At 73.0% G+C, this 14,956-nt stretch carries 11 protein-coding genes; 6 read left to right on the forward strand and 5 right to left on the reverse strand.

Features of this window, described 5'->3' with window-relative positions; genetic code table 11:
* Window positions 1–200 precede the first annotated feature (200 nt).
* The 4 genes from AB0G59_RS18260 (at window position 201) to AB0G59_RS18275 (ending at window position 4,165) form a co-directional block, all read left to right on the forward strand.
* Window positions 201–2,525 (forward strand): nitrate- and nitrite sensing domain-containing protein, encoded by a 2,325-nt coding sequence (locus tag AB0G59_RS18260; protein ID WP_360912727.1) that lies wholly within the window; start codon window positions 201–203, stop codon window positions 2,523–2,525.
* Window positions 2,522–2,983 (forward strand): roadblock/LC7 domain-containing protein, encoded by a 462-nt coding sequence (locus AB0G59_RS18265; protein ID WP_360912729.1) that lies wholly within the window; start codon window positions 2,522–2,524, stop codon window positions 2,981–2,983. Before AB0G59_RS18260 ends, AB0G59_RS18265 begins: the two co-directional genes overlap by 4 nt.
* A gap of 8 nt (window positions 2,984–2,991) precedes the next feature.
* Window positions 2,992–3,405, forward strand: coding sequence for a DUF742 domain-containing protein (locus AB0G59_RS18270; protein WP_360912731.1), 414 nt, complete (start codon window positions 2,992–2,994; stop codon window positions 3,403–3,405).
* Window positions 3,406–3,556: 151 nt separating this feature from the next.
* The gene (locus AB0G59_RS18275) at window positions 3,557–4,165 is read left to right on the forward strand and encodes an ATP/GTP-binding protein (RefSeq protein WP_360912733.1); all 609 of its coding nucleotides are present in this window, start codon (window positions 3,557–3,559) and stop codon (window positions 4,163–4,165) included.
* 33 nt (window positions 4,166–4,198) lie between these two features.
* Here AB0G59_RS18275 and glpK read toward each other — a convergent pair whose 3' ends face one another.
* The 3 genes from glpK to AB0G59_RS18290 all read right to left on the reverse strand — a co-directional run bounded on the left by glpK (window position 4,199) and on the right by AB0G59_RS18290 (window position 9,019).
* The gene (glpK, locus tag AB0G59_RS18280; RefSeq protein WP_071964742.1) at window positions 4,199–5,707 is read right to left on the reverse strand and encodes a glycerol kinase GlpK; all 1,509 of its coding nucleotides are present in this window, start codon (window positions 5,705–5,707) and stop codon (window positions 4,199–4,201) included.
* A gap of 102 nt (window positions 5,708–5,809) precedes the next feature.
* Entirely contained in the window at window positions 5,810–6,607 is a 798-nt protein-coding gene (locus tag AB0G59_RS18285) for a M15 family metallopeptidase (protein ID WP_360912735.1), read from the reverse strand.
* A gap of 51 nt (window positions 6,608–6,658) precedes the next feature.
* Complete coding sequence (locus tag AB0G59_RS18290) at window positions 6,659–9,019, reverse strand: glycoside hydrolase family 31 protein (protein WP_360912747.1); 2,361 nt, start codon at window positions 9,017–9,019, stop codon at window positions 6,659–6,661.
* A 206-nt stretch (window positions 9,020–9,225) separates the two neighbouring features.
* On the opposite strand from AB0G59_RS18290, the gene AB0G59_RS18295 reads away from it, so the two are divergent.
* Both AB0G59_RS18295 and AB0G59_RS18300 read left to right on the forward strand, forming a co-directional pair.
* The gene (locus tag AB0G59_RS18295) at window positions 9,226–11,232 is read left to right on the forward strand and encodes an acetoacetate--CoA ligase (protein ID WP_360912737.1); all 2,007 of its coding nucleotides are present in this window, start codon (window positions 9,226–9,228) and stop codon (window positions 11,230–11,232) included.
* A gap of 88 nt (window positions 11,233–11,320) precedes the next feature.
* Window positions 11,321–12,211, forward strand: a complete 891-nt coding sequence (locus tag AB0G59_RS18300) for a hypothetical protein (protein WP_360912739.1) — start codon at window positions 11,321–11,323, stop codon at window positions 12,209–12,211.
* Window positions 12,212–12,291: 80 nt separating this feature from the next.
* Here the strand turns inward: AB0G59_RS18300 and ptsP are convergent, their stop codons facing one another.
* On the reverse strand, window positions 12,292–13,962 hold the full coding sequence (gene ptsP / locus AB0G59_RS18305) for a phosphoenolpyruvate--protein phosphotransferase (RefSeq protein ID WP_071964745.1): 1,671 nt from the start codon (window positions 13,960–13,962) through the stop codon (window positions 12,292–12,294).
* 98 nt (window positions 13,963–14,060) lie between these two features.
* The gene (locus AB0G59_RS18310; protein ID WP_071964746.1) at window positions 14,061–14,510 is read right to left on the reverse strand and encodes a PTS glucose transporter subunit IIA; all 450 of its coding nucleotides are present in this window, start codon (window positions 14,508–14,510) and stop codon (window positions 14,061–14,063) included.
* Window positions 14,511–14,956: the final 446 nt, after the last annotated feature.

Consider the following 14,956-nt stretch of genomic DNA (forward strand, 5'->3'; position numbering starts at 1 on the left):
AGTGGCTGCCCCGGGCTCCGTCTCCATAGGAGAAGAGCGCACAATGACCCCCAAAGGTTCCCCCGGGGAGGGGGATTCCGGCCAGACCCCCATCCGTCGGCCGTACTGGTCTTCGAGGCGCGTACCCCGCAGTAGTAGGCTCACGCCGCATTACTGTCGGAACACCACCCCCGTGCGCCGGGGTTGACGGAGGGGAGGCCATGCGCCTGCGCGGGAAGTCGATCCGCCGGAAGATCGTGGCGCTGCTGATGGTGCCGTTGGTGTCCCTGACCGGCCTATGGGCGTTCGCCACCGTCATCACCGGCAACGAGGCCGTTCGCCTGCTGTCCGTCGCCGACATCATGCGCAAGGTCGGCTACCCCGCCGACGACATGGTCCGGTCGCTGCAGAAGGAACGCCGCCAGACGCTGGTCTACCTCGCCGACCCCCGGCGCGGCGACGCCCTGGCCGAGCTGCGCGAACGGCAGCGCCTGACCGACAGGACGGTCGCCGACTTCCGCGCCCGGTTCCACGACGGCGTGCGCGACGAGATCGCCGCCGAGGCGGCGAATCGTTTCCACACCATCGAGAAGAGCCTCGACGGCATCGAGGGCCTGCGCCGCAAGGTCGAGGACAACACCCTCACCCGCTACACCGCGCTCCAGGCCTACAACGAACTCGTCGAGCCCTACTACGACTTCCTCGGCAGCCTCAGCGCCCTCCAGGACGCCGGCATGGACCGCCAGGGCCGCGCCCTGGTCGGCATCGCCCGCGCCCGCGAGGCCCTCTCCCGCCAGGACGCGCTGCTCGCCGCCGCCCTCGCCGCCGGCAGCATGAGCAGACAGGACCTGCGGTCCTTCTCCGACCGCGTCGCCGAGCGCCGCGTGCTCTACAGCACCCACCTGGCCGCCCTGCCCGACTCCGAGCAGAAGATCTTCGACGACTACTGGCGCGGAGCCCACGCCCAGGCGCTGCGCTCCGCCGAGGACACCGTGATCCTCGCCGGCGCCGCCCGGGCCGCCCACGTCACCGACGCCCAGCGCTGGCAGGCCGCCTCCGGCCCCGTCCTGGACGACCTCGGCCGGATGGGCGTCGACTCCGCCGAGCGCTTCGGCGCCCGCGTACGGCCCGTCGCCATCGGCGTCCTGATCAAGGCCGCCATCGCCGCCGTCCTCGGCCTCGCCGCCCTCGTCACCTCGCTCGTCATCTCCCTGCGCATCGGCCGCGGCCTGGTCAGGGACCTGCGCCGGCTGCGCAAGGAGGCCCACGAGATCTCGGGCGTGAGGCTGCCCGCCGTGATGCGCCGCCTCGCGGCCGGCGAACGGGTCGACGTCGACGCCGAGGCCCCCCGCCGCGCCCACGGCTCCGACGAGTTCGGCCAGGTCGGCCAGGCCCTCGACACCCTCCAGCGCGCCGCCGTCGAGGCCGCCGTCAAGCAGGCCGACATGCGCCGCGGGGTCTCCGACGTCTTCGTCAACCTCGCCCGCCGCAGCCAGGTGCTGCTGCACCGTCAGCTGACCCTCCTGGACACCATGGAGCGGCGCACCGAGGACACCGACGAACTCGCCGACCTCTTCCGCCTCGACCACCTCACCACCCGCATGCGCCGCCACGCGGAGGGCCTGGTCATCCTCTCCGGCGCCGCCCCCTCCCGGCAGTGGCGCAAGCCCATCCAGCTGATGGACGTCGTCCGCGCGGCCGTCGGCGAGGTCGAGGCGTACGAACGCATCGAGGTGCGCCGGCTGCCGCGCCTGGCCCTCAACGGCCCCGCCGTCGCCGACCTCACCCACCTCCTCGCCGAGCTGCTCGAGAACGCCACCGTCTTCTCGCCGCCGCACACCACCGTCCAGGTCCTCGGCGAACGCGTCTCCAACGGCTTCACCCTGGAGATCCACGACCGCGGCCTGGGCCTGACCCCCGACGCGATGCTCGAGGCCAACCTGCGCCTCGCCGAGACCCCCGAGTTCGAGCTCTCCGACACCGACCGCCTCGGCCTCTTCGTGGTCAGCCGGCTCGCCCAGCGCCAGGGCATCCGCGTCAGCCTGCAGACGTCCCCGTACGGCGGCACCACGGCCGTCGTGCTCATCCCCTCCACGCTGCTCACCGACACGCTGCCCCTCGGCGGCGCCCGGCGCACCGAGGACACCGGCGGCCGCCCGCTCCCGCGCAAGCGGCCCGCCCCCGGCCCGGCCGGGGCGGAGCCCGCGCTCCGCCCGCTCGACGGCGGGCCGGGAGAGCAGCACCACCAGGCCCCCGACGGCCCCGACGCCGAACGGACCCCGACCGGCGGCCTCCCCCGGCGCGTGCGCCAGGCCAGCCTCGTGCCGCAGCTGAAGGAGGCCCCGGCCGCCCGCACCCGTCCCGAACCGGACCCCGCCGACGCCGGCGCCGACCGCGACGCCGAGGAGGTACGGGCCCGCATGGCGGCCCTGCAGCGCGGCTGGGAACGCGGGCGGGAGCACAATGACGGGCCGGGGCACCGGGGGACGACGAACCCACCGAGCACCACAGCACCAGGAACGACAATTGAGGGGGACGGTCGATGACCGCACCGAAGGCCGCCATACGCAACGCTCCGTCGCAGACGGACCCGGCCCGGCAGACCAACGGCACCGGTGAGCTCAGCTGGCTCCTCGACGAACTCGTCGAGCGCGTCAGCAGCATCAGCAGGGCACTCGTGCTCTCCAGCGACGGCCTGGCCACCGGCAGCTCCAAGGGGCTCACCCGCGAGGACGCGGAGCACCTGGCAGCCGTCGCGTCCGGCTTCCACAGCCTCGCCAAGGGCGTGGGCCGCCACTTCGCGGCCGGCCAGGTCCGCCAGACCATGGTCGAACTGGACGAGGCGTTCCTGTTCGTCACCGCCGCCGGCGACGGCAGCTGTCTGGCCGTCCTGGCCGACGCCGACTCCGACATCGGCCAGGTCGCCTACGAGATGACGCTGCTCGTCAAGCGGGTGGGCACGCACCTGGCCACCGCTCCGCGCGCCGGCGTCGCCGACGAGTGACCGGCGGCATGACCGGAGACCCCGCGCACGAGGCCCGCTGGTACGACGACGCGGCGGGCCCCGTGGTCCGTCCGTACGCCATGACCCGCGGCCGCACGCGGGGCCCGGCCGAGGAGCGGCTCGACCTGATCGCGCTCGTCGTCGCCGAGGACTTCCTGGTGTCCCACCCCGGCGGGGCACACGCCATCGCCGACCGGACCCTCTCCCCGGAGCACCTCGACATCGCCGAGCTCGCCCTGGAGGAACCCCGGTCCATCGCGGAACTCGCCGCCGGGCTCGACCTCCCGGTCGGCGTGGTCCGCGTCCTCGTCGGCGACCTGATCGACGCCGGCTACGTCCGGGCCTCGCGCCCGGTCCCGCCGGCGGAGCTGCCCGACGCGGGCATCCTGCGCGAGGTGATCGCGGGCCTGCGGGCGCTGTGACCGGCCGCCCCGGGCCGGCACCGGACCCGGCCGGTCCGGTGCCGGCCCGGGGCGGACCGGACGGGGGTTGTCGAGGCGGTGGTCCTTACGGAACGATCACTACCACGGGGGAGCGCGATGCCGCACTGACCCTGAATCGGAGGAGAAACCCATGGTGTTCGGGCGCTCTGACCGCCGGATACGACCCTCGGTCACCCCGGTGGCCCTCAAGGTCCTCGTCGCCGGCGGCTTCGGCGTGGGCAAGACCACCCTCGTCGGTGCCATCAGCGAGATCAAGCCGCTGCGCACCGAGGAACTGCTGACCGAGGCGGGCCGCCCGGTGGACGACACCTCCGGCGTCGAGGCCAAGACCACCACCACCGTCGCCATGGACTTCGGCCGCATCACCCTGCGCGAGGACCTCGTCCTCTACCTCTTCGGCACCCCCGGCCAGGACCGCTTCTGGTTCCTGTGGGACGAACTGGCGCAGGGCGCGCTCGGCGCGGTCGTCCTGGCCGACACCCGGCGCCTGGAGGACTGCTTCGCCGCCGTCGACTACTTCGAGCGGCGCGGCATCGCCTTCACCCTCGCCGTCAACTGCTTCGACGGTGCGGTCCGCTACCCCGAGGAAGTCGTCCGCGACGCCCTCGACCTCGACCCCGAGGTGCCCGTCATCATGTGCGACGCCCGCGAGCGCGAGTCCGTCAAGCACGTCCTGGTCTCCGTCGTCGAACACGCGCTCGCCGCGGGCATCACCGACCGCCGGGCCGCCGCCGTCTGACGAACCCTCCAGCCGTCTGACGACGCGGCGCGCCTAAACGTCCTCGTCGAGCCAGCCGAGCGTACGCTCCACCGCCTTGCGCCACTGGCGGTACTCGCGCTCCCGCTCCGCCCCGTCCATCCGCGGCTCCCACCGCGCGTCCCGCCGCCAGTGCGACCGCAGCTCGTCCAGATCCCGCCACACCCCCGTGGCGAGCCCGGCGGCGTAAGCCGCCCCCAGCGAGGTCGTCTCCGCGACCACCGGACGGATCACCGGCACCCCCAGCACATCGGCCTGGTGCTGCATCAGCAGGCCGTTGACGGTCATCCCACCGTCCACCTTCAGCTCGGTGATCCGCACGCCCGAGTCTCCGGCCATCGCGTCCACCACCTCGCGCGTCTGCCAGGCGGTCGCCTCCAGCACCGCCCGCGCCAGGTGCGCCCTGGTGACGTAGCGCGTCAGCCCCGTGATCACACCACGGGCGTCGGAGCGCCAGTACGGCGCGTACAGCCCGGAGAACGCGGGCACCACATACGCGCCCCCGTTGTCGGGGACGCTCGCCGCCAGCGCCTCGATCTCGTCGGCCGAACGGATCAGGCCCAGCTGGTCGCGGACCCACTGCACCAGCGAGCCCGTCACCGCGATCGAGCCCTCCAGGCAGTACACCGGGTCCTCACCACCGAGCCGGTACCCCACCGTCGTCAGCAGACCGCTCTTGGACGGCACGGGCCTGGTCCCGGTGTTCAGCAGCAGGAAGCTTCCGGTGCCATAGGTGTTCTTGGCCTCGCCCACCCCGTAGCACGTCTGCCCGAAGACCGCCGCCTGCTGATCGCCGAGCGCGGCCGCCACCGGCACCCCGGCCAGCCGGCCGGTGGCCCGCCCGTACACCTCCGCCGACGAGCGGATCTCCGGCAGCACCGCCTCGGGGATCCGCATCGCCGCCAGGATCCGCGGGTCCCACTCCAGCCTCTCCAGGTCCATCAGCAGGGTGCGGGAGGCGTTGGTGACGTCCGTGACGTGCACGCCCCCGTCCGTACCGCCCGTCAGATTCCAGATCAGCCAGGAGTCGACGGTCCCGAAGGCGATCTCCCCGTTCTCCGCCCGCCGCCGCAGCCCCGGCACCTCATCCAGCAGCCAGGCGCACTTGGGCCCGGAGAAGTAACTGGCCAGCGGCAGCCCCGTCGCCCGCCGGAACCGGTCCTGCCCCTCCGCGCCGCCCAGCTCGCGGCAGAGCGCCGCGGTGCGGGTGTCCTGCCAGACGACGGCGTTGTGCACGGGCCGGCCCGTGGCGCGGTCCCACAGCACCGTCGTCTCGCGCTGGTTGGTGATGCCCAGCGCGCTCAGCTCGTCCGCCCGCAGCCCCGCCCGGGACAGCGCACCGGCCACCACCGCCTGCACCTTCGCCCAGATCTCGCTCGCGTCGTGCTCCACCCAGCCGGGCCGGGGGAAGATCTGCCGGTGCTCCCGCTGGTCGACGGCGACGACCGCCCCGTCCCGGTCGAAGATCATGCAGCGGCTCGAGGTGGTGCCCTGATCGATCGCGGCTACGTACGAGCCCGTCATGGCGTCTCCCCAGTCGGAAGCCGGTCGGCAAGGACCGCGCGGAAGGCCGCGCGGCAACGGGCAGTGTTCTGCGGCCCCGCAGGAGCGTCAAGAGCCGTCGCGTCAGCGCACGGGGAAGTCGAAATACGTCGACGGATAGGGCTCGCCCTTCAGCGTGTAGTGCCACCACTCCTCCGGGAGATTGCCGAAACCCGCCCGCTCCATGGCCGACTTCAGCAGCAGCCGGTTGGCCCGCTGCCGGCCCTGCACCCGCGGATCGAGGGTGTGGGAGAGCGTGTCGAAACAGTCGAAGCCGGTGCCCATGTCGACCGAGTTGTCGGGAAACCGCTCCGCCCTCGGCGCGAAGCACGGCACGAGCGGCTCACCGGGCACATACGGCCGCGTCGGCCACGCCGGCAACCGCACCACCGTCAGATCCAGCGTGCTGCCCCTGCTGTGACCCGACTTCGCCGCGATGTAGCCGTCCTCGAACAAACGCGACTTCTCCACCCGCGGATAGAACTCCCCCTTCATCCGCACGTCCCCGAGATCCTTCGCCCACGCCACGAAGTCGTTCACCGCACGCTGCGGCCGGTAGCAGTCGTAGACCTTGAGGGTGTACCCCTGCCGCAGCAGCCCGCGCTGCGCCCGGCGCAGCGCCTCGGCGGCCGGGCGCGTGAGCAGACAGCGCGGACGCTCGTAGCCCTCGACACGGTGGCCGGTGAAGTTGTGCACCCCGGCGTACCGCATCTCCTGCACGATCGTGGGATCCACCTCGGCGAGGGCGACGAAGCCGGGCGGAGCCTGCCGCTGCGGACCTCCCGGCGCGGCAGTAGCGGCCACCGCGGGAGCGGACACGGCGGCGACGGGAAGGACGAGCGCCGCCACCACGGCGCGCAGCACAACGGAGAGTCTCGACATGACCCCCTCAACTACCAGGTGCCGCGGCCCCGGGGAAGGGGGTACGGCGCCTCAGCCGCGCAACCGCACCGGGTACCCCACCTCCGACGCCCCCTCCTGCTCGACCGTCACCAGCCCGTTCCGCGACCGGGTCGTGAACCGCACCACCTCCGGCCGCCCCCACCCCTCACCCGCGTCCGTGATCAGCACCCCGCCCCCCGTACGCCCCGCCGCCGGCGGCCACACCTCCAGCTCCACCGCCCCGTCCGCACCCGCCACCGGCACCACCGAACCCGCCCGCGCCAGCACCGGAACACGCGACAGCGGAGCGTCCAGCAGCACCTGCCCCGGCCCCTCGTGCGCCCGCCCCGTCGCCGTGTCGTACCACCGCCCGCGCGGCAACCGCACCGCCCGCCGGTCCGCCCCCGCCTCCAGCACCGGCGCCACCAGCAGCGAATCGCCCAGCAGGAACGCGTCCTCGCAGTCCCGCAGCGCCCGGTCCTCCGGCGAGCGCCACCACACCGGCCGCACATACGGGGCCCCCGTCCGCTGCGCCAGGTGCGCCAGCGTCACGTAGTACGGCAACAGCCGCATCCGTTCCCGAAGCGCCGCCCCCGTGTGCTCCAGCGCCTCCGCCCCGAACTCCCACGGCTCCCGCCGCCCCGCCGTGATCGCCGCATGCGTACGGAACAGCGGCATGTACGCACCCAGCTGGAACCACCGCACGAACAGCTCGGGCGACGGAAAGCCGGTGAACCCCCCGACGTCCGGCCCCGAGTACGGCACCCCGCACAGCCCAAGCCCCAGCACCAGCGCCAACGACGCCCGCAGCCCCGGCCAGCCCGTCGCCACGTCCCCCGACCACGTGCCGCCGTAGCGCTGCATGCCCGCCCAGCCCGACCGCGAGAAGAGGAACGGCCGCTCCTGCGGCCGCAGCGCGCACAGGCCCTCGTAGCCCGCCCGCGCCATCGACAGCCCGTACACGTTGTGCGCCTCGCGATGGTCGCCGCCGCGCCCCTCCAGCGCGTGCCGGGCCGAGAGCGGCAGCGAAGGATCACCGAACGCCGCGAACGACACCGGCTCGTTCATGTCGTGCCACACCCCGGAGAAGCCCTGCACCAGCCGCTCCGCGTACAGCCCGCCCCACCACCGGCGCACCCCCGGATCGGTGAAATCGGGAAAGACCGACTCACCCGGCCACACCTCGCCCCGCACGTCCTCGCCCCGGGCGTCCCGCACGAACGCCCCCGCCTCCCGCCCGCTGTCGTACACCTCCAGCCCCGGCTCCACCTTCACCGCCGGATCCACGATCGACACCAGCCGCACGCCCTCGCCGCGCAGATCGGCCGCCAGCCCCGGCAGATCCGGGAACCGCTCCCGGTCCACGGTGAACACCCGGTGCCCCCGGTAGTGGTCGATGTCCAGATGCACCGCCGACAGCGGCAGCCCCCGCTCCCGGTAACCGGCCACCACCCGCCGCACCTCGCCCTCACTGCCGAACCCCCAGCGCGCGTGCTGGTACCCCAGCGCCCACGCCGGCGGCAGCGCGGCCCCGCCCGTCAACGCCGCCCAGCCGTGCAGCACCCGCGCCGGCGTGCCCACCACCACCCACGAGCGCAGCGGACCGCCCTCCATCCGCATCTCGCAGCGCCCCGGCCGGTCGTGCCCCGACCCCGCCCCCTCCTCGCCCTCCCACAACGTCACCCGGCCGTCCCAGGTGTTGTCGCAGAACGCCAGATGCGTGCCCGCGTCCGCCACCACCAGCTGCACCGGCATCGTGATGTACAGCGGATCGTCCCCCGGCTCGAACGCACCCCCCGGATCGGTGTTCCACAGCCGGTACACCCCGTCCCGCAGCCGCGGCCCCGCCGCCCGCCCGCCCAGCCCGAAGAACCGCGCGTCCGCCGCCACCTCCGAACGCTGCACCCAGCGCGCACCGCCCGATGCCCCCGCCACCGGCTCCCACCAGCGCGGCGGCAGATCACGGCGCAGCATCACCCCGCCCGGCGTGCGCACCTCCACCGCCCCGTGCCGGGACACCACCACCAGCACCCGCTCCGACACCACCCGCCAGCCACCGTCCGTGTCCGGCTCCAGCACCGCCCGCTCGTCCACCTCCGGCACCGGCCCCGCCAGCGCGTACGACGGCTCCGGAGCCGCCCCGTCCCACCCGCAGAACACCGCACCGCCCGCCGCCACCCGCACCCGCAGCGACGACCGCGCGAACCGCACCACCCCGCCCCCCGGCTCCGGATCCGCACCCTCCGCCGGCCCCGGCACCCGCGCCCGCTGCGCCCCCGGCCGCGGCAGCCCGGCCGCGTCCACCCGGCGCCGCCGCCACGCCGAGCGCACGGACCGCAGGCCCTGTGCGCTCCCCACGGTCCGCAACGAGGCCATCCACTTCACCGTTCGCACAAGGTCACCCGCGTCCATGTCGCTCACCCTGCCACCGTCCCCATCCGCCTCGCGCAGCGTTCAACCGGCGTTCACCCCAGCAGGGCGTGCCCCCCACATGGCGGTGTGACACCACCCCTGGTGCGGGAGTCGATCACATGGCATCGTCCTGGTCAGCCGTGTCACGCGCCGATCCCGCCGTGCCACGGCGCCGCCCACGACGCGTACCGCCCGGGAGCAGCCAGATGACCACCGCACCGCAGCCCGCCGACTCGCCGCAGCCCCTGTGGAGCCCGGGCGAGGACCGCATCGCCCGCGCCCAGGTCACCCGCTTCCACCGCCGGGCGGCCGAGCGGCACGGCGCCCCCGCACCCGTCGCCGGCGACCCCGTCGCGAGCTACGCGGCCCTGCACCGCTGGTCGGTGGAGGAACCCGAGCCGTTCTGGCAGGCCCTCACCGAGTGGTGCGACGTCCGCTTCTCCACCCCCTACGAGCGCGTCCTCGCCGACCGCGCCATGCCCGGCGCCCGCTGGTTCCCCGGCGCCACCCTCAACTACGCCGAGCACGCCCTGCGCGCCGCCCAGGACCCCGCCAGAGCCGGCGAACCCGCCCTCCTGCACGTCGACGAGACCCACGAACCGCGCCCCGTCACCTGGGCCGAGCTCCGCCGCCAGGTCGGCTCCCTGGCCGCCGAGCTGCGCCGCATCGGCGTACGCCCCGGCGACCGCGTCAGCGGCTACCTGCCCAACGTCCCGCAGGCCGTCGTCGCCCTCCTGGCCACCGCCGCCGTCGGCGGCGTGTGGACCTCCTGCGCCCCCGACTTCGGCGCCCGCAGCGTCCTGGACCGCTTCCAGCAGGTCGAACCCGTCGTCCTGTTCACCGTCGACGGCTACCACTACGGCGGCAAGCGCCACGAGCGCACCGACGTCGTCGCCGAGCTGCGCGCCGAACTGCCCACCCTGCGCGCCGTCGTCCACATCCCCCTGCTGGGCACGCCGGCCCCGGAAGGCGCCCTGGAGTGGGACGTGCTGGTGTCGGCCGACACCGAACCGGTCTTCGAACAGGTCCCCTTCGACCACCCCCTGTGGGTGCTCTACTCCTCGGGCACCACCGGCCTGCCCAAGGCCATCGTCCAGTCCCAGGGCGGCATCCTCGTCGAACACCTCAAGCAGCTCGCCCTCCACTGCGACCTCGGCCCCGGCGACCGCTTCTTCTGGTACACCTCCACCGGCTGGATGATGTGGAACTTCCTCGTCTCCGGCCTCCTGGTGGGCTCCACCGTCGTCCTGTACGACGGCAGCCCCGGCCACCCCGACACCGCCGCCCAGTGGCGCATCGCCGAGCGCACCGGCGCCACACTCTTCGGCACCTCCGCCGCGTACGTCATGGCCTGTCGCAAGGCCGGTATCCACCCGGGCCGCGACTTCGACCTCTCCCGCGTCCAGTGCGTCGCCACCACGGGCTCGCCGCTGCCGCCGGACGGCTTCCGGTGGATCCACGACGAGGTGGCCGAGGACATGTGGATCGCCTCGGTGAGCGGCGGCACGGACGTCTGCAGCTGCTTCGCGGGCGCGGTGCCCACCCTCCCGGTCTACATCGGCGAGCTGCAGGCCCCCTGCCTCGCCACGGACCTCCAGGCCTGGGACGCCCGCGGCAAGCCCGTCGTCGACGAGGTCGGCGAGCTCGTCGTCGCCGCCCCCCTGCCCTCGATGCCGATCCACTTCTGGAACGACCCGGACGGCAGCCGCTACCGCGACAGCTACTTCGAGATGTTCCCGGGCGTATGGCGGCACGGCGACTGGATCACCCTCACCTCCCGCGGCACCGTCGTCATCCACGGCCGCTCCGACTCCACCCTCAACCGGCAGGGCGTCCGCATGGGCTCCGCCGACATCTACGAGGCCGTCGAACGCCTCCCCGAGATCCGCGAATCCCTCGTCATCGGCGTCGAACAGCCCGACGGCGGCTACTGGATGCCCCTCTTCGTCCACCTCGCCCCCGGCGCCACGCTCGACGACGACCTTCTCGACCGCATCAAGCGCACCATCCGCCAACAACTCTCCCCGCGCCACGTCCCCGACGAGGTCATCGAGGTCCCGGGCATCCCGCACACCCTCACCGGCAAGCGCATCGAGGTCCCCGTCAAACGCCTGCTCCAGGGCACCCCGCTGGAGAAGGCGGTCAACCTCGGATCCGTCGACGCCCCCGGACTCCTCGCCTTCTACGAACGCCTGGGACGCGAACGCCGCTGACCGGCCGACCGCCGCCGGACGGCCCGTTGTCAGACCCCCCGGTTACTGTGAGTGAGCATCGATCGCTCGCGCTGAGGGGGAGAAGCACATGGCGCACACCGACAACGACCGGCGGCGGCCGACCGCGCGACGCAGGCTGCGCAACGAGACGCCGAGCACCGTGGCCGTCCTGGCCGACGGGAGGGACTTCGCCGCCATGCGGCGGTACGACAGCTTCCACTTCGACGACCACACCACCTACCTGCGGCAGATGGAAGGTCACCTGCGCGCACTCGCCGCCCAGGGCACCTACACCAGCATCGCCCTGTTCGACCCCGTGGACTACGAGGAGTACTGCACCGACCTGCACCTCGACCCCGACACCGCCCTCAGCCGCACCCGCTACACGGCCGAGGTCGCCGCGGCCGGCACCAAGGTCACCTACGACGGCCGGCCCCTCACCCGCCTGCTGCCCCACCTCGTCCACGAGGCCGAGCAGCAGGCCACCTGGGAGTACGCCTCCGCCCTGCTGGCCACCGGCGGCGACTGCGCCGCCTGCGGAGAGGACATCGGCCGGGCCGCCTTCGCCCGCGCCTCCCAGGCACTGCGCCGGATCGTCGAGGCCGTGGGCGAGGGCAGACACCACCTCGTCTGCAGCGTCCAGGCCGAAGGGGACACCCCACTCGTCGCCGTGCTCCCCACCGAGTGCGACGACGGCCGACTGCAGCTGGGCGAGGCGGCGGCCCTCGTCTTCTGCACCGTCCTGGCGGCCGGCCTCGCCACCGACCGCCCCGGCGGCGTCGTCCTGCGCACCACCCTGCCCGGCCGGCCGGACACCGTACGGGGCTGGGGACTGAAGGACGGCGGGCTGCGCCCCCTGAGCGAGGCCGAGGTCTTCGCCGCCTACTGCACCGACGCACGCACCGGCGAACCCGTACCGCCCGAGCCCGGCGTCGACTACAGCGCCGGCATCGACCTCGGCATGGAGGAGGCCGACTGAAAGAGAAGGGGTGTCCCGCCGGCCGGCGGGACACCCCTTCTCTTCTCACTTCACACGCACATCACGCGTGCCACCCCGGCTCACTCGCCGGACAGCACCGCCTGCGCGGCCCGACGGGCCTCCTCGGCCGAGTCCGTGGCACGGGCGGCAGCCGCCGCACGCTCGCACTGCGCGAGCGTGTGCTTGGCCAGCGTGGCACGCACGTAAGGAATCGAGGCAGCGCCCATGGACAGGCTCGTCACACCCAGACCCGTCAGCACACAGGCCAGCAGTGGGTCCGAGGCGGCCTCGCCGCACACGCCGCAGCTCTTGCCCTCCGCCTTGGCGGCCTCGGCCGACAGGGCGATCAGGTCGAGCAGCGCCGGCTGCCAGGGGTCCTGCAGACGCGAGACCGCACCGACCTGACGGTCAGCCGCGAACGTGTACTGCGCCAGGTCGTTCGTCCCCAGCGACAGGAACTCGACCTCCTGCAGGATCGAACGCGCCCGCAGCGCGGCGGAGGGAATCTCCACCATCGCACCGAACTTCGCCTGCAGCCCCGCCTCACGGCACGCGTCGGCGAACGCCTTGGCGTCGGTCCGGTCCGCCACCATCGGAGCCATGACCTCGAGGTAGACCGGCAGCCCCTGCGCGGCCTTGGCCAGCGCGGTCAGCTGCGTGCGCAGCACCTCCGGGTGGTCCAGCAGCGTGCGCAGACCCCGCACGCCCAGCGCCGGGTTGGGCTCGTCGGCCGGGGTCAGGAAGTCCAGCGGCTTGTCCGCGCCCGCGTCCAGCACCCGCACGACCACACGGCCCTCGGGGAACGCCTCCAGCACCTTGCGGTACGCCTCGACCTGCTTGGCCTCCGACGGCGCCTTCGCACTGTCGTCAAGGAAGAGGAACTCGGTACGGAACAGGCCCACGCCCTCCGCACCCGCCTCGACCGCGGCCGGCACGTCCGCCGGACCGCCGACGTTCGCCAGCAGCGGCACCTTGTGCCCGTCCGACGTCGCACCCGGACCCGACGACGCGGACAGCGCGGCCTTGCGCTCCTCCGCGGCCTTCGTCAGCTCCGCACGCTTCTCCGGGCTCGGGTCGACGAAGATGTCGCCCGTGCTGCCGTCCACGGCCACCACCGTGCCCTCGGCAAGCTCCCCGGCACCCGGCAGCGCCACCACGGCCGGAACCCCCAGCGCCCGCGCCAGGATGGCGCTGTGGCTGGTCGGCCCGCCCTCCTCGGTCACGAAGCCCAGCACCAGCGTCGGGTCCAGCAGCGCGGTGTCGGCCGGCGCCAGGTCCCGCGCGATGAGCACGTACGGCTCGTCGCTGTCCGGCACACCCGGCATCGGCACGCCCAGCAGGCGCGCGACGATGCGGTTGCGCACGTCGTCCAGGTCGGCCACGCGGCCGGCCAGGTACTCGCCCGCGTTGGCGAGCAGCGCGCGGTAGGCGGCGAAGGCGTCGTACACCGCACGCTCGGCGGTGCTGCCGACGGTGATGCGCCGTTCGACGTCGGCCATCAGCTCCGGGTCCTGCGCCATCATGGCCTGGGCCTCGAGCACGTGCTGGGCCTCGCCACCGGCCAGGTTGCCGCGCGCGATGAGGTCGGCGGCGACGGCCTCGACGGCCTGGCGCGCACGCCCCTGCTCGCGCGGCGCCTCGTCCGCCGGGATCTGCTTGGCCGGCGGCTCGAGAACCGCCGTGCCCATGTGCCGCACCTCGCCGATCGCCACACCGTGGCTCACGCCGACGCCTCGCAGCGTTGTCTCCATTTCACCCGTCTCCGGTTGGATGCGGCGGGTCGTGTCCGCCGCAGTGGATGTCGTACGCGCCGTCCTCCGGACGGCTCAAGGTCACCGCAGGTGAAACGTCACTGCCAGGTGAAGAGGGTGTCGCCCGCCTTGAGGTCGCCCTCTTCGCGGACGTCGGCCAGCGCGTCGGCCGTGGCCTCGAGCGCGACGATCGGGCAGATCGGCGACTTGCCGGCCTCTTCGACGGCGACCGGGTTCCAGCGCACGACTTCCTGCCCGCGCGTCACGGTGTCGCCCTTGTTGACGAGCAGCTCGAAGCCCTCGCCGTTGAGCTGGACGGTGTCGATGCCGAGGTGCGTCAGCACACCGTGGCCCTCGCCGTCGACGACGACGAACGCGTGCGGGTGCAGCGAGACGATGACACCGTCGACGGGCGAGACCGCGGCGGCGGGCTCACGCACGGGGTCAATGGCGGTACCGGGTCCCACCATCGCGCCGGAGAAGACCGGATCGGGCACTGCCGCGAGTCCGATGGCGCGTCCGGCGATCGGGGACGTCACGGTGGTCATGGGAAGCCTCCCAGAGGTGGAGATTCATCACGCGCCGTCACTACCTGTCCTGGACGGCGCACTGGTCGGAAGCCTAAGTCATAGGAACTGAGGATTCCGCACGAGCGTGCGCGCGGGACCCCGTGTGCGCTGCGTAATCGATTTGCCTCGGATCGGCGAGGCATGTACTGTCAGATTCCTGCCCACGACCGAGGCCCGCAGTCAACTGCTGGCAAGGCGGAGGGCGGCACTCCATCGGATAAGATCCAATTCCCGGATCCGCTTCTGTATGTCTGCGTGCATTCGTATGCAGAAAACGAGCGGTAAGGGGGCCGGAAAACTCCTGATAGAGTGGTGGAACACCGAAGGGAACGCCCGGAGGAAAGCCCGAGAGGGTGAGTACAAAGGAAGCGTCCGTTCCTTGAGAACTCAACAGCGTGCCAAAAGTCAACGCCAGATATGTTGAC

It is taken from the genome of Streptomyces sp. NPDC021096 (assembly GCF_040641275.1).
GTDB lineage: Bacteria > Actinomycetota > Actinomycetes > Streptomycetales > Streptomycetaceae > Streptomyces.